Below are 18,352 nucleotides of genomic sequence, written 5' to 3' on the forward strand. Positions count from 1 at the left end.
CGCGCGGCAAATCGGACGATCGGACAATCTTCTTGTGCCAGACTTGGCTAAACCCACTGAACGCATTGCCATCATTGGCGCCGGCGCAACCGGCACGTACTGCCTCAATGCCCTGATCGCCAAACGGGCGGCGGCAGAAGTGACGGTGTTCGAATCCAGCGCCTGTCCGGGCCCGGGGCTGGCCTATTCCCCGGATCTCAACGACATCCACGCGCTGTCCAACATCGCCGGGTTCGAGATACCGCCCCTCCTCGAAACACTGAACGAATGGGCTGTGCGCCAGCCAAGGCAATTGCTCCAACAGTGGGGGATCGCCGATCGCGCCGGCGACGATCGTTCTTTCTTTCCGCGTGCGGTGCTGGGGGCGTGGCTTGCGGATCAGTTCGCCCGGCTGGCCGCCAGCGAAGCGACTTCGGTTGTGGTCCACACCGGTGCCGAAGTGCTTGATGTGATTGCCATGCCCGGCGCCTGCCGCGTGGAATGGCGCGGGTCAGACGGTGTGACGGCGGTAGATCAGTTCGATCGGGTCATCGTGGCTTCGGGATATGGCGCAATCGGCACCGAAGGCAACGATGCCGAGCGCAGCACTGGAAAATCGGCATCGATAGCGGCCAACAATGGGGCGTCGAAACGCTTCGGCGTCCTGGGATCGTCGCTTTCCGGAATCGACGCGGTTGTCGCGATTGCGATGGCAAGAGGCCGCTTCGAGCAGGAAGCCGGTCTGCTGCGCTACATCCCCGACCAACCGTGGGAAGCAGTGCTGATGAGCCGTAGCGGGCTATTGCCGGAAGCCGACTTCTGGTTCCCGCACCCGCTACCCGAACTGGAAGGCTTCACGCCGGAAACTGCGAGCGCTTGTCTCACCGGTGAGGACGGCGATCTCGACCGGCTGTTTGCTCAGTTTGCTGCGGTCCTTATGCGCGATGCGCCGCAATGGTCTGCAAGGATCGGGCTTGAAGAAGCCACGGCTGATGATTTTGCCGAGCGCTATTTCGCCAAGCGTCAGTCCAGTGATGCCTGGGCCCATGCCCGGAAGAATTTGGAAGACGTAAGGTCGTGGAGCGAGAACAAGGACACGCCTGCGTGGCGAATCGTCATCCTCAAGGCTCACGAAATCTTCGCCACAGTCATCACACTGCTGACACCGCACGACCTTTCGCGCCTGCACCGCGGCTTGAAGCGTGTGTTCACAGACAACTATGCGGCCGTGCCCCATCTTTCGATCGAGCGCATGCTTGCGCTTCACGACGCCGGCGTGGTCGATGTGGTCGCTCTCGGGAGTGACTACGATATCCGCCCTGAGCGCAGCGCCTGGCGTGTGCAGTCGCCGGCCTGGTCAGCGCGTTTGGATGAGCTGATCGACGCGCGCGGGCCGCAGGCAGCGGCGCTGACCCTCTTTCCCTTTCCCACCTTGCGGCTTCAGCTCTGTGCCAGCGCGCTCGAGGAAAGCCAGGATTGGCGCGACGGGATCAACCCGGCCCCGGACCTTACCGCAAGCGAGCAAGACCCCGCTTTGCGGAACGTGCATCTCTGTGCGCTGCCATTCCTCTTGCGCAACCGGCCGTTCGTTCAGGGCCTCGTCGAATGTGCCGCGATGGCGCAGGCGGTCAGCGAAGCCATCAGCGCCACCTCCCCTTTTGAAAACGGGGCCTATTCGACGGCCGAACAGCTGATCGACCTGCTCGACAAACCGTCTGTCATTCTCCCGACTGGGGAGGTCCTGCCTTTAGCCGGTTGAGGGGGCAAGGGTGCCAGCATCGACCCACCATCCAGACAGATGCGAACGTCGATGGACAGGAAAATGGAGCGGGTGAAGGGAATCGAACCCTCGTATTCAGCTTGGGAAGCTGCTGCTCTACCATTGAGCTACACCCGCGCCGGGCAGGGCGCGCGATTGCCACAAGCTCTGCGGCTTGGCAACAGCGCAATCAGGCCCTGATCCCCAGCCATCGCGCCAGCGGCGGGATCCGCCGCAGCACCAGCCGTTCGACGATCGCCATGGCGACAAGCGAGATCGCCAGCATCGGCAGCAACAGCGCCAGCGCCGCCAGGATCGCCACCACGCCGCCGATCCGTGCAGGCACGGTTGGCAGCGGCGGAGCGCCCAGCTCGCCATCGTTCCTTCTCTTGCGCCACATCACGAAGCCGCTGACCGCCAGCGTCACCAGCATCATCGCGGTGGCAAGGCCGATCAGCTGGTTCGCAAGACCGAACAGCGCGCCTTCGTGCCAGGCGACACCGTATCCCACCGCGCGGTCGATCGGATGCTTGTCGGCGAAGGCTTCACGCGCCGTCACCTTGCCCGTGCGCGCATCGATCCGCAGCGTCACCGCGCGGGGCCGGTCCTGTGTGTCCGACCGTACCGTCCAGTCTTCGCGCGGGGGTGCGCCGAAGGCCTGTGGCGCGCCCGGCGGTACCACGACGACGGGGAAGGGCAGGTGCTGCGCCTTGGCTTCGGCAACAACCTCGCTCAGCGTCGGACCCTGCGGCCCGCCGTGATGGGCATGAGGCATCGGCATCGCCATCGATCCCGCGCTCGCCCCTGCGTTTGCGGCGGCGAGCATCGCGGCGTGATCGTGCCCGGCATGGTCGTCGCCCGCCACGGGAGGCGGCGCCTTGCCACCCACGGTCCAGGCCTGCTGCCCCTTTACCCAGCCCATTTCCACCCGCACAGCGCGGAAGGCGGAGCCCCAGACATCGGCCCAGGGCAGCCCGGTCAGCAGCAGGACTAGCGCCAAGCCCGATACCCAGAACCCGGTCACTGCGTGCAGATCGCGCAGGGCAGTCCGTCCACCCGCCGACAGGCGCGGCCAGACCACGCCGGCAAGGCCCCGCCCACGCGGCCACCACAGGTACAGGCCGCTGACGATCAGCACGATCGCCCAGCTTGCGGCAAGTTCTACCAGCCAGCTGCCGCGCCGGCCAAGCAGCAGCTGGCCGTGCACGTCATGCGCGATCTGCGCGATGCGCGTCTCGCTGCCGAGCGAGCCCATGACGAGCCCCTGCGGCGAGACGAACACATCGCGCATGCCGATGTTGTGCGGCAGTGCCAGGTGGACCAGTGCGGCATCGCCTTCGCGTGCGGGCAGGCGGTAATAGTGCACGGTCGAACCCCGAAAGGCCGAAAGCGCGGCGTCGATCTGGGTTTCGGGCGAGACGCTGCCGCGGTCGGGCATACCGGTGAAGGCGCGCTCCTCCCACGCATCGATCTGCGGCTTGAACAGGTAAACCGCGCCCGTGCAGGCCAGCACCACGATCAACGGGATCACGAACAGGCCGGCATAGAAATGCCAGCGCCAGATCGTGCGATAGAGGGCGGCGCGTTGCTGCGCGGGTGCGGTCATGACCGGAGCCTCCCGTTCAGAACCGCGCGCGCAAGCCGGCATAGATCGCCCGCCGCTCGACCGGGTAATAGATCACCGACGCGGCGTTCGCGCTGATGACGGCGGCCACGTCGCCGATCGCCTTCTTGCCGGTGATGTTGCGCACGTCGGCAAACACGTCGAGCCCGTTGCGCAAGGTCGCCGCGGCGCTCAGGCCGACCAGCGCGTAGCCCGGCGTCCGGGTGGTGTTGGCATAGTCGGCATAGGCCCCTTGCGGCACCCATTCGAGATTGGGCGCAATGTGGAGCGCATCGCCGCCGAAGCGCACTTCGCTGCGCAGGACATGGCGCGGCACCACCGGCAGGCGGTTGTCACCGAATTGCGCATCGTCCCGGAAGCGGAAGTTGGACCACTGCCACACCTGCCGCAGGCGCAGCCAGTCGACCGGCTGCCACGAAAGCCCGGCCTCGATCCCTTCGTGCAGTGTGCGGTTTGCGTTGAACGTGCTTGCAGGAATGTCGGTGGTCACCGTGTACTGCAGCATTTCGCCCTTCAGCGTGGCGCGATAGTAAGTGACGTCCCACGACAGCGGCCCACGCTTGCCGCGCGTGCCCACTTCGACGGTCCACGCCTTCTGGGGCTGCACGGGCACGAAGTTGACCGTCTGCGCCAGTTCGACGAACGTTGGGAATTCGACCGAGCGGTTGGTGTTGGCGTAGACGTCGATCCCCTCGGCCGGCTGCCACAGCACGCCGATCTTCGGGCTGAACGCCTGGAAAGAGGCGCGCGCGTTGACCGTGCTGGGCATCGTGCGGTCCTGTTCGCGCCAGCCGTCGGCCCAGATGCCGCCGCCGATCAGCGAAAGCCCAGCCACGGGCGTGACGCGCAGCTCGCCATAGAGGTTGGCCGTGCGCGCCCGCTGCGTCGCCTGGAAGATTTGCGCCCCGCGATGCCCGTTCACGTTGACGAACTGCTTCGCGTCGGTCGTGCCCCAGCGGATCTCGCCGCCCAGCGTGGCGGAGAGGATGCCGCCGGTCCATTCGGCCCGCGCGAAGGTGCCCTTGTCCTCGCTCTTCTGATCGATCACCACGTAGATCGGGTGGAACAGCTGCTTGTTGTTGTAGAACCCCCCGAACGTCAGCGTGCCCGCGCCAAGGTCAATGGTCGTCCGGTTCTGCAGGCGAAGGCTGGTGATGTCGCGCTGCTGGTCGCCCGCCGTATTGCCCTTGGCAGGATCGTTCAGTGCGTCACTCCCATTGAGCGCGCCGGGAAGCTGCTGGTGGATGTCGTTGACGCTGGCATAGAAGCGCGTCGTGATGGCGTCCGCCAGCTTCAGCCCGACATTGCCGTTGAAGCGCACCGAATGGCGCTTGGCATGCGTGCGGTCGCCATCGTGACTGTCGACCGAAATGCCGGCCCAGGCATTGGCGCGATCATCGCCGAAGCCGCCCGACAGTAGGCCACGGATCATGTTGTACGATCCCCCGTCGATGCGGGCGAAGACTCCGCGCGCACTGTCCCCGCTCGGCGTCACGCCATTGATTGCGCCGCCCAGCGTGCCTGATCCAAAGCGCAGCGCATTGCCGCCGCGATAGACTTCGAGATGGTCGAGGAAGATCGGCTCCAGTTCCTGGAAATCGCCGTTGTCGTCGGACAGGTTGATCGGCACGCCGTCCTGCAGCAGCGTCAGCCCGCGCATGTGAAAGCTGCGCGAAAGGCCCGACCCCCGGATCGAGATGCGCACTTCCTGCCCGAAACGCGGCTGGGTGTAGACGCCGGGCGAAAAGGCCAGCGTGTCGCGCAGCGAAACCACGGTGCGATCGGCGTAGTCCTCGTAAGGAACCACGTCGACACCGCCGGGGGTCTTGGCGATCTGCTCTTCGGCGATGGTCGCCTGGCCCTGGCCCACCACGATGATCGCAGGGGCTGCATCGCCGTCGTCGGGCGCTTGCTGGGCGTGGGCAAGGGGGGCGGCAACTGGGGCGGCCGCAAGCGGCAGCAGGCTCGCCAGCGCGAGCGTGGTACGGGAAATCTTCATGAAAAACAGCCAGTCCTGAAATGCGGATTGTCTGGCGCCGCGCCATCCGCGCGCGCCGTCACGTCAGTTCAGCCGCAAGTGCGGCTCAGGACAGGGCAGGTGGGCCGCAGGGCGGGGGCAGGATCCGGGGGGCGCGGCGCAGTGCCGGAAGCGCGACCGGTCCGAACCCAAGCGCGACAAGAAAAGCGATCGCGGCAGCCAGCAGCGCGGGATCGGCGCCCGAAAGAGCCGCCATGCCAAGGCCGGCAAAGGCGCAGTGCTCGTTCGCCTTGGCCTGCTCGGGGGCCTGCGCGGGCGCGCCGTGCTTGGCGACCGTGATCGTCATGGGACTGTGCAGGCCGGTCGCATCGGCGCAGACCAGCACGGTAAAGCTCGACGTCGCGGTCTTGCCGGGCATGAAGCCCGCGGGGATCAGCGCGCGCATGGCAAGCGCAAGCGCGACCAGCGCCATGGCCAGCGTGCGATTGCGCAAAAGGATTGCCCGAAGCCCCCGCATGGCCGCGCCGTTACGCCTCGCTGCTGCGCTTGTCATCAGCGCAAGCATGAATCTTCTACTTAAGCGCTTCTTCGTGGAGCCAGGCGCGGAAGCGGGCAAAGTCGCCGTCGCGCGCCTTTCGCCGCGGGTAGACAAGGAAGTAGCTCCGCGTGCCTTCCAGCGGGCGGTCGAACGGCACGGTAAGCAGGCCTGCGGCAAGCTCGCCTTCCACCAGGAAGCGCGGCAGCAGCGCGGCGCCTGCCCCTGCGACGGCTGCCTGTGCCAGCATCAGGAATTGCGAGAAGCGTTGGCGCGGCGGGCCTGCGGCAAGCTCAAGCCCGTCGGCGGCGAACCAGCGGGCCCAGGCATCGGGCTGGGCCGAAAGCGCCAGCAGCGGTGCTTCCAGCAAGTCGCGCGGGGTGGCGATGGCAAGCCGTTCGGCCAGCGTCGGAGCGATGACCGGCACCATGACTTCGGCAAACAGGCGTTCGTGGACCAGCGGCTCGCCGCTGGCGCCTGCGGGCCAGTCGGGCGGGCCGACGTGGATCGCGGCATCGAAGTCCTCGGCCGCGAAGTCGAACAGGTCGGTCCGCGCGATCATGCTGACCATCAGGTCTGGATGGATCGCCGAAAGCGCGGGCAGCCGTGGTGCGAGCCAGCGCATGCCGAAGCCGGGCAGGGTGGCGAGCGTGACGCCTTTGTCGTCCGGCGCGATCAGTCGCCGCGTTCCGGCACGGATCAGGCCAAGCGCGGCAGACACCTCGCCAAGGTAGGCCTGCCCCGTGCGGTTGAGCGCCACGCGGCGGCCGTGCCGCTCGAACAGGGGCGTGCCGAGCCAATCCTCCAGATGCGCGATCTGGCGGCTGACTCCGCTTTGCGTCAATCCAAGCTGATCGGCCGCCCGGCTGAACGTGCCTTCGCGCGCAGCGGCCTCGAAACAGCGCAGCATCGATAGCGGCGGCAGCAAGCGGGGATCATCATCCTTCATGACCATCAGTCATTTATAGCGCCGTATAATCCGCTTATCCAGCATGAGTAGCGCGTGTAACATGGTGCCAATTCCGATTTCGAGGCGTTTTACATGACCAAGCTCACTTCCACATGTCCCGCCAGCGGCGCCGTGCTCTGGGAAGGCGAAGCGGCCGATGCCGGTGCAGTCGCCGCCGCCGTCGTCCGCGCGCGCGCCGCGTTGCCGGGCTGGTCGCGCACGCCGCTGGAGGAGCGCGTCGCGCTCGCCCGCGCCTATGCCGCGCGGCTGAAGGATCAGGCCGAGCCGCTCGCCCGCACGATCGCGCAGGAAACCGGCAAGCCGCTGTGGGAAACGCGCCAGGAAGTCGGCTCGATGGTCGGCAAGGTGGAACTCTCGATCCGCGCCCAGGCCGAGCGCGCCGGCACCCGCACCGATCCCGCGCCCTTCGGCAGCGCCATGCTGCGCCACAAGCCGCATGGCGTGATGGCCGTGCTCGGGCCCTACAACTTCCCCGGCCACCTGCCCAACGGCCACATCGTTCCCGCCCTGCTCGCCGGCAACACCGTGGTGTTCAAGCCGAGCGAGGAAACCCCGCTGGTGGGCGAGGCGATGGTCGCGCTGTGGCATGATGCAGGCCTGCCGGCAGACGTGCTGCAGGTGGTGCAGGGTGCGCGCGAAACCGGCGCGGCGCTGGTCGATGCCGATATCGACGGGCTGCTGTTCACCGGTAGCGCCACCACCGGCGCGTTCCTGCGCCGCGCGCTGGTCGACCGGCCGCACGTGATCCTCGCGCTCGAGCTTGGCGGCAACAACCCGCTGATCGCGTGGGACGGCGCGCCCGAGACCGTCGCCTCGATCGTCGCGGCCTCGGCCTTCGCCACCACCGGCCAGCGCTGTTCCTGCGCGCGCCGCCTGATCGTGCCGACAGGCGCGGCGGGCGACGCCATGGTTCAGGCGGTGGCCGCGCTTTCCGACCGCATGACCATCGGCGCGTGGGACGAAGACCCGCAGCCGACGCTCGGCTCGCTGATCTCGGCCCGCGCCGCCGACACTGCGCACCGCGCCTACGATGCGCTGGTGGCCGGCGGGGCCAAGGTGATCCGCCCGCTCGCCGCCGTTCCCGGCCGCTCCGCCGCCTTCGTCACCCCGGCGATGATCGATGTGACCGGGCTCGATGTGCCCGATGCCGAGATCTTCGCCCCCGTGCTGCAGGTTCGCCGCGCCGCCGATTGGGACGAGGCGATCGCACTCGCCAATGCCACCGCGTTCGGCCTGTCGGGCGGGCTGATTTCGGAAGATGGCGCGAAGTGGGAGGACTTCCGCGCCCGCAGCCGCGCCGGCGTGGTCAACTGGAACCGCCCGACCACGGGCGCAAGCGGGGCGATGCCGTTCGGCGGCCTCGGCGCATCGGGCAACCACCGCCCGAGCGCCTATTACGCGGCGGACTACTGCGCCTATCCGGTCGCCTCGTTCGAAAGCCCGGCGCTCGCCGATCTCACCGCCGACCTCCACGGGCTGAAGGGCTGATACGATGCGCGAGGTCAACTTCGATGGACTGATCGGCCCCAGCCACAACTACGCCGGCCTCTCGCTCGGCAACCTGGCCTCGGCGCGCAACGCGGGCGGGGTTTCCTCCCCCCGCGCCGCCGCGCTGCAGGGCCTCGCCAAGATGCGCCGGGTGATGGAGATGGGGCTCAGCCAGGGCTTCCTGCTGCCCCACGCGCGGCCCGATGCCGACTGGTTGCGCACCCTCGGCTTTGCCGGAAGCGACGATGAAGTCTGCGAAGCGGCGTGGAAGGCGGATCCCGCGCTGCTGCGCAATGCCATGTCGGCCAGCGCGATGTGGACTGCCAATGCCGGCACGGTCAGCCCCGCGCCCGATTGCGCCGACGGGCGTTGCCACATCTCGGTCGCCAACCTGTCGACCATGCTCCACCGCTCGATCGAGGCGCCGCAGACGCTGCGGCAACTGAAGCTCGCCTTTGCCGACACGCGCCACTTCGCGGTGCACGATGCTCTGCCCGGGGGCCTCGGCGACGAAGGCGCGGCGAACTTCATGCGCCTTGCCACCGCTCACGGCGAACCCGGCCTCGAAGTGCTGGTCTATGGCGAGCAGGGCCGCGCCGAATTCCCCGCGCGCCAGCACAAGGCGGCGAGCGCAGCGGTGGCGCGGCGCCACGGGCTGTCTGAAGCGGGCACGCTGCTCGTCTGCCAGAGCGACGCCGCGATCGCCGCCGGCGCGTTCCACAACGACGTCGTCGCCGTCGCCAACGAAACCGTGCTTTTCACCCACGAACTCGCCTTCGAAGACCGCGATGGCACTTATGCCGCGATCCGCGAACGGCTGCCCTCGGTGCAGATCGTCGAGGCGCCCGCCGCGCGGATCAGCCTCGACGCCGCGATCCGCTCGTACCTGTTCAACTCGCAGCTGATCTCCCTGCCCGAAGGCGGCATGGCGCTGGTCCTGCCCGGCGAAGTGCGCGAAGTGCCGGAAGTGTGGGACTGGCTGCAGGAAATCGTCGCCGGCAATGGGCCGATCCGGCGGCTGGAAGTTGTCGAAGTGCGCGAATCGATGCGCAACGGCGGTGGCCCCGCCTGCCTGCGACTGCGCGTGGCGGTGAGCGACGAGGCTCTTGCCGCGATCGATCCGCGCTTCCTGCTCGATACCGCCAAGGCCGACCGCATGGCCCAGGTGATCGAGGCGCACTGGCCCGAACGGATTGCTCCGGAAGACCTCGGCGATCCGGCGCTCTGGCGGCAATGCCGCACCGCGCGCGCCGCGCTGCTCGATACGCTGGGCTTCGCTTCCGGAGAACTGTGACCTTGCGCCTTGCGCGCCGCCGGTGTCATCTGCGCCGATAACAAGGCGGAGAGGACACTTGCGGCACGTTCTGGCGATCGATCAGGGGACGACCTCCACCCGCGCGATCCTGTTCGACGAGGACGCCCGCTCGGTCCGCGTGGCGCAGCGCGAATTCGCCCAGCACTATCCGCAAGCCGGGTGGGTAGAGCACGATGCCGAAGACATCTGGCGCGATTGCCTTGCCGTCGCGCGCGAGGTGCTGGACGGCGTGCCGCCATCGCAAGTCGCCGCCATCGGCATCGCCAACCAGCGCGAAACGGTGGTGATATGGGACCGCGCGAGCGGTGCGCCGATCCATCGCGCCATCGTCTGGCAGGACCGCCGCACCGCCGAAACCTGCGCCGCGCTGAAGGCCGACGGGGCCGAGGCGATGGTCACCGAGCGCACCGGGCTGCTGCTCGATCCCTACTTCAGCGCGACCAAGGCGGCGTGGATGCTCGACCACGTGCCCGGCGCGCGCGAACGAGCGGAACGCGGCGAGCTGGCCTTCGGTACGATCGACAGCTTCCTGCTGTGGCGGCTGACCGGCGGCAAGGTGCACGCCACCGACGTGACCAATGCCGGGCGCACGCTGCTCTACGACATCCGCCGCCAGTGCTGGGACGAAGACCTGTGCCGCCTGCTGCGCGTGCCAAGCGCGATCCTGCCGCAGGTGCGGGACAATTCCGGCCTGTTCGGCACGACCGACCCCGCGCTGTTCGGCGCCAGCCTGCCCATCGCCGGGATGGCGGGGGATCAGCAGGCGGCGCTGTTCGGGCAGGCCTGCTTCGCGTCCGGCATGGCGAAGAGCACGTATGGCACCGGCTGCTTCATGCTGATGAACACCGGCGGTGAAGCGCCGCGCTCGGCCAATCGGTTGCTGACGACGCCCGCCTATCGCCTCGACGGGCAGATGACCTACGCGCTTGAAGGGTCGATCTTCGTGGCGGGCGCCGCGGTCAAATGGCTGCGCGATGGCTTGGGCGTGATCGCCCACGCAAGCGAGACGCATGGCCTGGCGACGCAAGTCGACGACAGCCACGGCGTGGTCATGGTCCCGGCCTTCGCCGGGCTTGGCGCGCCATACTGGGACCCGGACGCCAAGGGTGCGATCTTCGGCCTGACGCTCGGCGCAACGGCCGCACATCTGGCACGCGCGGCGCTGGAATCGGTCGCATTCCAGACGATGGACCTGGTCGAAGCGATGGTGCGCGACAGCGGCGCGCTCGCCGCCGCGCTGCGCATCGACGGCGGCATGGCGGCCAACGACTGGCTGTGCCAGTTCCTTGCGGACATGCTGGGCGTCGCGGTGGAAAAGCCGACCAATCTCGAAACCACGGCTCTAGGCGCGGCGTTCCATGCCGGCCTCGCCACCGGCGTCTGGTCGGGGCTCGACGATCTTTCGCGCACGTGGGAAAGCGCCGCACGCTTCACGCCGGCCATGCCGTTGGAACGTCGCGCCGGGCTGGCCGCCTTGTGGCGTGACGCGGTGCGCCGCACGCTTTCACAGGGCTGATACGTTGCATTGCGCAACCGAGGCTTGACCGCTTGCCGGGCGGGCGGCACACCCCTTTCCACCTTGCTCAACAGGGAGAGGAATCCTCGATGTTCAGTCACGTGATGGTCGGCAGCAATGACATTGCCGCCTCGAAGAAGTTCTATGACGCAACCTTCGCTGCGTTCGGCGGCAAGCCCGCGATCACGGACGAAAAGGGCCGCCTGATCTATCAGCACAACGGTTCGATGTTCCTCGTGACGCCGCCGATCAACGGCCAGCCGGCCACCGGCGCCAACGGCGGTACGATCGGCTTCGCGATGACCCCGGAACAGGCCGATGCCTGGCACGCTGCGGGCGTCGCCAATGGTGGCGTCGCTTGCGAAGATCCGCCGGGACCGCGCGCCGGCAGCCCGTTCTACCTCGCCTACCTGCGCGATCCGGATGGCAACAAGCTCTGCGCGCTGCACGTGATCGGTTCGTAAGCGTCTCACGGAGCAGCGTGGACTGACCCGGCCCCAAGCCGTTCGTGTCGAGCGTAGTCGAGACACGGGTGCGCAGCGCCTCTCGACTTCGCTCGAGGCAAACGGGGAGGGTCAGGGCAAGATAAGCAAAGAAAAGGGGCGCGACCGGACTTCCGGCGCGCCCTTTTTTCTGTCCCCAAAGGTGGGGCGATCAGCGGACCGACTTGGCCACCGCGTCCAGCACGCCATTGGCGAACTTCGCCTCGCGCGCGTCGAAGAAGGCGTGCGCCACGTCGAGGTATTCGTTGATCACGGTGCCCACGGTCACGTCCTTGCGCGCCATCAGCTCCCAGGCCCCTGCGCGCAGGATCTGCAGCATCGTGCGGTCGAGCCGCGCGACCGACCAGCCCGAGGCGAGCTTGGCGCCGAGCAGGGCGTCGATCTCGTCGCGGCGGGCGGCAACACCCTTCACCACGTCGTCGAAGAAGGCGACGTCGGCTGCGGCATATTCGACATCCTCGATCTCTGCGCCGAGGCGGTGCATGTGGAATTCGTCGAGCAGCAGGTGTAGCTCAGGGCTTTCCATCTCGAGCTGGTAGAGCGCCTGAACGGCGGCGAGGCGGGCGGCGCTGCGGGCGCGCGTCTGGTCCTTTCCGCTGCTCACTGGCCGAGCCTCAGCGCGATCGAGCGGGCGTGCGCGGCAAGGCCCTCGGCCTCGGCGAGTTCGACCGCGGCAGGGCCGACGGCGGAGATGGAAGCATCGCTGACGGCGATGAAGCTGGTGCGTTTCATGAAATCCAGAACCGAAAGGCCCGAAGAGAACCGCGCGCGGCGGCCGGTGGGCAGGACATGGTTGGGGCCGGCGACGTAATCGCCGATGGCTTCGGGCGTCATCCGCCCAAGGAAGACGGAGCCCGCATGGCGGATCTTGTCGAACAGGCGCTCAGGGCTGTCGGTAGCGATCTCGACGTGTTCTGCCGCCAGCGCGTTGGCGAGCGCCGGCGCTTCGTCCAGGCTGTTCACCACGATGATCGTGCCGTGCGCGTCCCAACTCGCCTTGGCGACCTTGGCCGTAGGTAGCAGCGCGATTTCGACACCGACCATGTCGGCCACCTGATCAGCGAAGCCTTCGTCGTCGGTGATCAGGATCGCCTGCGCCGAAGGGTCGTGCTCGGCTTGGCTCAGCAGGTCGGCGGCGATCCACTGCGGATCATTCTTGCGATCGGCGATGACCAGGATTTCGGACGGGCCCGCCACCATGTCGATGCCAACCACGCCGAACAGCTGGCGTTTGGCTTCGGCCACCCAGGCATTGCCGGGGCCGGTAATCACGTCGACCGGCTTGATGCGCTTGGTGCCATAAGCGAGCGCGGCCACCGCCTGCGCCCCGCCGACGCGCCACACTTCGTCCACCCCGGCAAGGTGCGCCGCGGCCAGTACCAGCGGGTTGACCAGCCCCTTGGGCGTGGGCGTTACCACCACCAGCCGTTCCACCCCCGCAACTTTGGCCGGAATGGCGTTCATCAGCAGCGATGAGGGATAGGCGGCGCGCCCGCCCGGCACGTAGAGCCCTGCGCCATCCACGGAGGTCCAGCGTGCGCCGAGGCGGATGCCGGCGGCATCGGTATAGTCGCGGTCTTCGGGCAGCTGCGCTTCGTGATAGGCGCGGATGCGCTGCGCGGCCAATTCGAGCGCGGCGCGCAGGTCGGGCTTCAAGCCGTCGAAGGCTTCGCGGCAGGCCTCGGCCGGAATGCGCCAGTCGTCGTCTGCGGGCAGGTGCTGGTCGAACCGCTCGGTGTATTCGGCCAGCGCCTCGTCACCGCGCAGGCGGACGTCGTCGATGATCGTCTGCACATCGCGCGCCACGTTCTCGTCGCTTTCGCGGCGATCCTTGACGAGGCGGGCGAAGGCCTTGTCGAACCCGGCGTCGCTGGTCCTGAGCTTGAGCATCACGCGGCCGCCTTGCGCTTGGCGACCATCTCGCGGAAGGCATCGACCAGCGCGCCGATGCGTGCGCTGTCGGTCTTCAAGGCGGCGCGGTTGACGATCAGGCGCGCCGAAACCGGCAGGATGCGGCTCGTTTCGACAAGGCCGTTGTCCTTCAGCGTCTTGCCGGTGGAGACAAGGTCGACGATGCGGCTGGCAAGCCCCAGCGAAGGCGCCAGTTCCATCGCGCCGTTCAGCTTCACCACCTCTGCCGCAACGCCCAGCTTTTCGAAGTGGCGGCGGGTAAGGTTGGGATACTTGGTGGCGACGCGGGCATGGCTTTCACGCGCATTGGCGCCGCTTTCGATCGCGCTGACCGGCTCTGCCACCGACAGGCGGCAATGCCCGATGTCGAGGTCGACCGGCGCGTAAAGGTCGGCATAGTCGAACTCGTCGATCACGTCGGACCCGACGATGCCGATCTGCGCCGCGCCATGGGCCACGAATGTGGCCACGTCGAAGGCGCGCACGCGGATGATCTTCACGTCCGGCCGGTTGGTGGCGAACGAGAGCGCGCGAGAGGCCTTGTTGAAGAAGTCTGCATCGGGCACCACGCCTGCCTGTTCGAGCAGGGGCAGCGCCTCGTCGAGGATGCGGCCCTTGGGCAGGGCGAATACGAGCTGGGCGGCGGCGGTCATGACGATGCGCGCCCTATGGCAAAGGGCCGGAAAGGGCAACCTCATGGAACCGATCATGGAGATCGAGAACGTCGCCAACGCGATCCGCTGGCAGGCCGACCACGCCGCCAACAACGGCGCGCCGTGCACCGGCCGCGTGGTACGCGCACAGCTCGCCCTGCTCGATGGGGCAAGCGCCGTGGGCCGCGCGCTGGCGCACTGGCCGGGCCGCCCGCTTGAAGATGCGCTGCCGCTGCGGCTGGCGGGCGGGCACCATTTCCTCAGCCTCACCGGCGCGGATGCGCGCCTTGGCGCCGTCTATCGCGGGGAGGTGACCGATCAGGCGGAGGTCGACGCGCTGGTCTACGCCGTCACCCGCGATCACGATGCCGCGCTCCTTCCCTGGCTCGACGGACCGCCGCAGACCAACGAAGCGGGGCGTTCGGCCTCGATCATGGCGGCGCTTCTGTGGCTCTCGCCGCGCCTCGGGCCCCGTTTCGAGATGAACGAGCTGGGCGCGAGCGCGGGCGTCAACACGATGATGGAGCGCTTTCACTTCGACCTTGGCGGCACCACCGCCGGCCCCGCCGATTCGCCGATGCAGATCCGGCCCGAATGGAAAGGGCCGCCCCCGCCGCAGGCCCCGGTCGAGATCGTCGCCATCGAAGGCTGCGACCGCGCGCCGGTCAGCCTGGCCGATCCCGAACAGGCGCTGCGGCTGAAGGCCTATGTCTGGGCCGAGGTGACCGAACGCATCGCCCGGATCGACGCCGCCATCGCGCTGGCGCAGGCCCGGCCGCCCAAGCTGGTGCAGATGGACGCCGCCGATTTCGTCGACCAGCGCCTCGCCACGCCACAGGCCGACGATACCACGCGCGTGCTCTACCATTCGATCGTGTGGCAATACCTGCCACCTGAAACCCGCGCGCGGATCGAGGATGCGATGGCGCAGGCTGGCGCAAAAGCCGACGCCCAACGCCGCCTCGCCTGGGTCAAGCTCGAAACCAACCGCGAGACCTTCCGCCACGAACTGCGCGTGCGCAGCTGGCCCGGCGGCGGGGAGGAGGTCCTGCTCGGCACCGCGCACGCCCACGGCGCGTGGGTGGAATGGTTCGGCGCCTAGAGCAGACGTTTGGGCTTGAGCCTTGCCGCCACGCGCGGCGCTATGCGTGACAGGCGCTCCTCCCACCCGCCGTGGAACGAGCCCCATTCCCACAGCGCGACGAGCGCCAGCACGCCCACGGTGCAGCCGACGAAGCCGATTGCCGGCACCGCCGTCCACGCGCTCCACCCCCCAAGCGCCAGCAGCAGCCCCGCGCCTACGAGGTGGCTCAGCGGCAGGTTGCCCAGCGGGCTGGCAAAGCGCTTGAACAGCCCCACGCCCAGCAGGAACAGCAGCAGCCCGCCGCACTGCGTCAGGATCAGACCCGGCGTGGCGGGCCCTGCCGGCGCTTCCAGGATCAGCGCATCGGCCACGGCGGTCACCACCACCCCGCCCACGATCGGCATGTGCAGGTAGGTATAGGCGTTGCGCGCCACGCGGCCCGGTTCCTGGTGATGCTCGATGTGCCTGGCCCCGCGTTCGGCGCCGACGTCGAAGTAGATCCACCACATCAGGACGGAGCCGGCAAAGGCGACGAGGAAGGCGGCAATGTGCGCGCCATCGGGCTTCAGATCGGCAAAGCTCGCGCCGGTGACGATGATCCCTTCGCCCAGCGCGATGATGATGAACAGCGCGCAGCGCTCGGCCATGTGGCTGCCCGAGATGACCCAGTCCGACGGCTGCGAGCGGCCCAGCAACGGCGTGCGATAGCCCATGATCGGCCCTGAATACTCGACCAGCAGCGCCACCAGCCACAGCACGATCCGTCCCAGCGGTTCGTGCGCCAGCGCCCCTGCGATCCAGCACGCTGCCGAAAGCCCGAAGTAGCAGGCCATCCTGACCATCGTCATCGCCGCGCCCCGGTCCTCGCGCCACAGCGCCCAAGCCATGAACAGCGTGCGCCCCACCTGCAGCGACAGGTAGGCGCTGACGAACAGCAGGCCGCGATCCTGATCGCCATGGGCAAAGGCGCGCGGCATGGCGACGGCCATTACCAGGCTCGCCAGCATGCCGAACAACAGCATCACCCGCACGGGCACGCGTTCGGGTTCCGCCCAATTGGCCGCCCATGTCGTATACATCCACGCCCACCACACCGCGAGGAACAGCAGCGCGCTTTCGGCAAGCCCGGTCCACGACAGGTGCTTCAACAGCACATGCGACACTTGCGTGATGGCGAAGACGTAGACGAGGTCGAAGAACAGTTCGAGGTAGCTGACCGGCGCATGGCCGCCGCCGTGCCCGCGCAGCAGCGACGAGCGGTCGCGCGCCGGTTCGTTCATGTCCTGGCTTCGGTGCGGGCGAGGAAGTCCTCCATCGCCGCGATGAAGCGGTCGGCCGCCTCCCAAGTCACGAAGTGCCCACAATCGTGCACCCGCTCGACGGTCAGGTCGGGGATCGTTTCGGCAAGGCCATCGACGTTCGCGGGCGAAAGCGCGGGATCGTCCATCGCCCAGACCACCAGCGTGGGGATGTCGAGCACCGGCACGTTCAGCGGCTTGTAGTCCGCCGGCAGTTCATAGGGCGCGTCTATCGGCGGCACGAACACGGGGCTGGCGCGATACCAGTTGACCATGGCTTTCGCCGTCGCCGGGTCCGCCCAGTCGGCCTCGAGCGCGGCGCGCTCCTCCGGCTCCATCTTGTCGCTGAACAATTGGGTGGTCTGCTGGCCGAGCAGCGGCTTCAGCCCGCCCTTGTCGAGCGCCGCGTCGTTCAGGGAATCGCGGAAATCGCGGAAGTACTGGCTCGCCTGCCGCTGCGCCTTGTCGGTCCAGACGAGCTTGGGAAAGACACCGGGATGCGGCGCATTGGCGACGATCGCGCGGGTCACGCGGGTCTTCTGCCCGGTCAGCGCCACGCCCCAGGCAATCGCGCCGCCCCAGTCGTGCCCCACCACGGTAAAGTCCGCCACGCCCAGCGCATCGGCCAGGCGAAACACGTCGCCGATCATGTTGTTGGCGGTGTAGTTTTCGACGCCATCAGGCTTGGCCGACCGGCCATAGCCGCGCTGGTCGGGCGCGATGCAGCGATAGCGGTCCGAAAAATGGCGGATCTGGTGGCGCCAGGTGCGATGCGATTCCGGAAAGCCGTGGAGGAAGATCAGCACCGGCGCATCGCGCGGCCCTTCGTCCACCACGGCAAGCTCGATGCCGTTCTTCAGCATGACCATCTTCTGCTGCATCCCGGTCATGCCCCTTCCTTCATCTTCGCGGCGTAACCCGCCTCGAACAGTTGCGCCATGCGGTCCATCAGCGGCTCAGGCGTGCGGCGCAGTTCGCCGATTTCCTTCTCGAAGCCGATCGCGGCGATGATTTCGCGCTCGCCGGCGGCAATCGCGTCGATGATCTCGCGCGCGATGGCGTCGGGCTCCAGCCCGTTCTCGATGTTCCGGTCGCTCACCCCGCGCGCCGAACCGTCGGCCGTCAGCGCGTTGCGCGAAACGTTGGTGCGGACCGATCCGGGGCAGATCGTGTGCACCGACAGGCCAAGCCCGGTCACTTCCACGCGCAGCGCGTCGGCATAGCCGATCAGCCCGAACTTGGCGGCGCTATAGGCGGTGCGCATCGGCGATCCGACCTTGCCGGCGATGCTCGAAACGAAGCCCAGCCGCCCCTTGCCGCGCGCCGCCATCTTGGGCAGCACCGCCTGCGTCAGCGCGATGGGGGCAAGCAGGTCGACCGCCACGATCCGCTCGTAGACCGGAAACGCGGTTTCGAGCGCTACCGAACGCTGCGAAATGCCCGCGTTGTTGATCAGCAGGTCGATCCCGCCCGAACGCGCCGTGGCCCAGTCCCACGCCTGCGCCGCCGCCGCTTCGGCCGCGGCATAGTCCGTCGCCTCGAACGGCAGGACCAACGCTTCCGCGCCGCAGTCCTTCGCCACGGCATCCAGCGCCTCGCGGTTGCGGCCAGACAGGACCAGCCTGGCGCCATCCTTTGCCAGTTCCTTCGCCATCGCCACGCCCAGGCCCGACGATGCGCCGGTCACCCAGGCGACTTCGCCCGCAAATGTCATGATTTCTCTCCCGTCCTGTCCTGTG

The 18,352-nt window shown here is 68.0% G+C and carries 16 protein-coding genes and 1 tRNA gene; 6 read left to right on the top strand and 11 right to left on the bottom strand.

Annotated features, from left to right (window positions below):
- The first annotated feature begins 43 nt into the window (after nucleotides 1-43).
- Nucleotides 44-1,738, top strand: coding sequence for an FAD/NAD(P)-binding protein (locus AACH40_RS03590; protein WP_338644223.1), 1,695 nt, complete (start codon nucleotides 44-46; stop codon nucleotides 1,736-1,738).
- 64 nt (nucleotides 1,739-1,802) lie between these two features.
- On the opposite strand, the gene AACH40_RS03595 is transcribed toward AACH40_RS03590, so the two are convergent.
- The 5 genes from AACH40_RS03595 to AACH40_RS03615 all read right to left on the bottom strand — a co-directional run bounded on the left by AACH40_RS03595 (nucleotide 1,803) and on the right by AACH40_RS03615 (nucleotide 6,824).
- Nucleotides 1,803-1,876 (bottom strand) — tRNA-Gly (locus tag AACH40_RS03595).
- Between the two features lie 52 nt (nucleotides 1,877-1,928).
- Entirely contained in the window at nucleotides 1,929-3,344 is a 1,416-nt protein-coding gene (locus tag AACH40_RS03600) for a PepSY domain-containing protein (RefSeq protein WP_338644225.1), read from the bottom strand.
- 16 nt (nucleotides 3,345-3,360) lie between these two features.
- The gene (locus tag AACH40_RS03605) at nucleotides 3,361-5,361 is read right to left on the bottom strand and encodes a TonB-dependent receptor family protein (RefSeq protein WP_338644227.1); all 2,001 of its coding nucleotides are present in this window, start codon (nucleotides 5,359-5,361) and stop codon (nucleotides 3,361-3,363) included.
- An 85-nt stretch (nucleotides 5,362-5,446) separates the two neighbouring features.
- Nucleotides 5,447-5,857 (bottom strand): hypothetical protein, encoded by a 411-nt coding sequence (locus AACH40_RS03610; protein WP_206069403.1) that lies wholly within the window; start codon nucleotides 5,855-5,857, stop codon nucleotides 5,447-5,449.
- A gap of 55 nt (nucleotides 5,858-5,912) precedes the next feature.
- The gene (locus tag AACH40_RS03615) at nucleotides 5,913-6,824 is read right to left on the bottom strand and encodes a LysR substrate-binding domain-containing protein (RefSeq protein ID WP_338644229.1); all 912 of its coding nucleotides are present in this window, start codon (nucleotides 6,822-6,824) and stop codon (nucleotides 5,913-5,915) included.
- A gap of 93 nt (nucleotides 6,825-6,917) precedes the next feature.
- Between AACH40_RS03615 and astD the strand changes: the two genes are divergently transcribed.
- The 4 genes from astD (at nucleotide 6,918) to AACH40_RS03635 (ending at nucleotide 11,628) form a co-directional block, all read left to right on the top strand.
- Nucleotides 6,918-8,333 (top strand): succinylglutamate-semialdehyde dehydrogenase, encoded by a 1,416-nt coding sequence (astD, locus tag AACH40_RS03620; RefSeq protein ID WP_338644231.1) that lies wholly within the window; start codon nucleotides 6,918-6,920, stop codon nucleotides 8,331-8,333.
- Between the two features lie 4 nt (nucleotides 8,334-8,337).
- A complete protein-coding gene (locus AACH40_RS03625) occupies nucleotides 8,338-9,627 on the top strand; it encodes an N-succinylarginine dihydrolase (protein WP_338644232.1) in 1,290 nt (429 codons plus the stop codon).
- A gap of 58 nt (nucleotides 9,628-9,685) precedes the next feature.
- A complete protein-coding gene (gene glpK, locus AACH40_RS03630; RefSeq protein ID WP_338644233.1) occupies nucleotides 9,686-11,164 on the top strand; it encodes a glycerol kinase GlpK in 1,479 nt (492 codons plus the stop codon).
- A gap of 89 nt (nucleotides 11,165-11,253) precedes the next feature.
- Nucleotides 11,254-11,628, top strand: coding sequence for a VOC family protein (locus AACH40_RS03635; protein WP_169492327.1), 375 nt, complete (start codon nucleotides 11,254-11,256; stop codon nucleotides 11,626-11,628).
- 190 nt (nucleotides 11,629-11,818) lie between these two features.
- Here AACH40_RS03635 and nusB read toward each other — a convergent pair whose 3' ends face one another.
- The 3 genes from nusB to hisG are packed head-to-tail and all read right to left on the bottom strand — an operon-like array spanning nucleotide 11,819 to nucleotide 14,231.
- The gene (nusB, locus tag AACH40_RS03640; RefSeq protein ID WP_169492328.1) at nucleotides 11,819-12,271 is read right to left on the bottom strand and encodes a transcription antitermination factor NusB; all 453 of its coding nucleotides are present in this window, start codon (nucleotides 12,269-12,271) and stop codon (nucleotides 11,819-11,821) included.
- Nucleotides 12,268-13,557, bottom strand: a complete 1,290-nt coding sequence (gene hisD / locus AACH40_RS03645) for a histidinol dehydrogenase (protein ID WP_338644234.1) — start codon at nucleotides 13,555-13,557, stop codon at nucleotides 12,268-12,270. Before hisD ends, nusB begins: the two co-directional genes overlap by 4 nt.
- Nucleotides 13,557-14,231: an ATP phosphoribosyltransferase gene (hisG, locus tag AACH40_RS03650; protein ID WP_338644235.1), complete on the bottom strand. Its 675-nt coding sequence runs from the start codon at nucleotides 14,229-14,231 to the stop codon at nucleotides 13,557-13,559. Before hisG ends, hisD begins: the two co-directional genes overlap by 1 nt.
- Before the next feature lie 43 nt (nucleotides 14,232-14,274).
- On the opposite strand from hisG, the gene AACH40_RS03655 reads away from it, so the two are divergent.
- On the top strand, nucleotides 14,275-15,333 hold the full coding sequence (locus tag AACH40_RS03655) for a DUF2332 domain-containing protein (RefSeq protein WP_338644236.1): 1,059 nt from the start codon (nucleotides 14,275-14,277) through the stop codon (nucleotides 15,331-15,333).
- Here AACH40_RS03655 and AACH40_RS03660 read toward each other — a convergent pair.
- From AACH40_RS03660 to AACH40_RS03670, 3 genes are read right to left on the bottom strand one after another with little or no spacing between them, the layout of a single operon-like run.
- On the bottom strand, nucleotides 15,330-16,595 hold the full coding sequence (locus AACH40_RS03660; RefSeq protein ID WP_338644237.1) for a low temperature requirement protein A: 1,266 nt from the start codon (nucleotides 16,593-16,595) through the stop codon (nucleotides 15,330-15,332). The genes AACH40_RS03655 and AACH40_RS03660 overlap by 4 nt on opposite strands.
- On the bottom strand, nucleotides 16,592-17,503 hold the full coding sequence (locus tag AACH40_RS03665; RefSeq protein ID WP_338644238.1) for an alpha/beta hydrolase: 912 nt from the start codon (nucleotides 17,501-17,503) through the stop codon (nucleotides 16,592-16,594). The genes AACH40_RS03660 and AACH40_RS03665 overlap by 4 nt, the downstream gene beginning before the upstream one ends.
- Nucleotides 17,500-18,327, bottom strand: a complete 828-nt coding sequence (locus AACH40_RS03670; protein WP_338644239.1) for an SDR family NAD(P)-dependent oxidoreductase — start codon at nucleotides 18,325-18,327, stop codon at nucleotides 17,500-17,502. The genes AACH40_RS03665 and AACH40_RS03670 overlap by 4 nt, the downstream gene beginning before the upstream one ends.
- Nucleotides 18,328-18,352: the final 25 nt, after the last annotated feature.

Origin of the sequence: Novosphingobium olei (assembly GCF_037076535.1) — a bacterium.
GTDB lineage: Bacteria > Pseudomonadota > Alphaproteobacteria > Sphingomonadales > Sphingomonadaceae > Novosphingobium > Novosphingobium olei.

What these genes read in the sequence shown, in the direction of transcription:
- AACH40_RS03600 (WP_338644225.1), bottom strand. Translation starts at nt 3,344, where the DNA reads ATGACCGCACCCGCGCAGCAACGCGCCGCCCTCTATCGCACGATCTGG.
- AACH40_RS03605 (WP_338644227.1), bottom strand. Translation starts at nt 5,361, where the DNA reads ATGAAGATTTCCCGTACCACGCTCGCGCTGGCGAGCCTGCTGCCGCTT.
- AACH40_RS03610 (WP_206069403.1), bottom strand. Translation starts at nt 5,857, where the DNA reads ATGCGGGGGCTTCGGGCAATCCTTTTGCGCAATCGCACGCTGGCCATG.
- AACH40_RS03615 (WP_338644229.1), bottom strand. Translation starts at nt 6,824, where the DNA reads ATGAAGGATGATGATCCCCGCTTGCTGCCGCCGCTATCGATGCTGCGC.
- astD (WP_338644231.1), top strand. Translation starts at nt 6,918, where the DNA reads ATGACCAAGCTCACTTCCACATGTCCCGCCAGCGGCGCCGTGCTCTGG.
- AACH40_RS03625 (WP_338644232.1), top strand. Translation starts at nt 8,338, where the DNA reads ATGCGCGAGGTCAACTTCGATGGACTGATCGGCCCCAGCCACAACTAC.
- AACH40_RS03635 (WP_169492327.1), top strand. Translation starts at nt 11,254, where the DNA reads ATGTTCAGTCACGTGATGGTCGGCAGCAATGACATTGCCGCCTCGAAG.
- hisD (WP_338644234.1), bottom strand. Translation starts at nt 13,557, where the DNA reads ATGCTCAAGCTCAGGACCAGCGACGCCGGGTTCGACAAGGCCTTCGCC.
- hisG (WP_338644235.1), bottom strand. Translation starts at nt 14,231, where the DNA reads ATGACCGCCGCCGCCCAGCTCGTATTCGCCCTGCCCAAGGGCCGCATC.
- AACH40_RS03655 (WP_338644236.1), top strand. Translation starts at nt 14,275, where the DNA reads ATGGAACCGATCATGGAGATCGAGAACGTCGCCAACGCGATCCGCTGG.
- AACH40_RS03660 (WP_338644237.1), bottom strand. Translation starts at nt 16,595, where the DNA reads ATGAACGAACCGGCGCGCGACCGCTCGTCGCTGCTGCGCGGGCACGGC.
- AACH40_RS03665 (WP_338644238.1), bottom strand. Translation starts at nt 17,503, where the DNA reads ATGACCGGGATGCAGCAGAAGATGGTCATGCTGAAGAACGGCATCGAG.
- AACH40_RS03670 (WP_338644239.1), bottom strand. Translation starts at nt 18,327, where the DNA reads ATGACATTTGCGGGCGAAGTCGCCTGGGTGACCGGCGCATCGTCGGGC.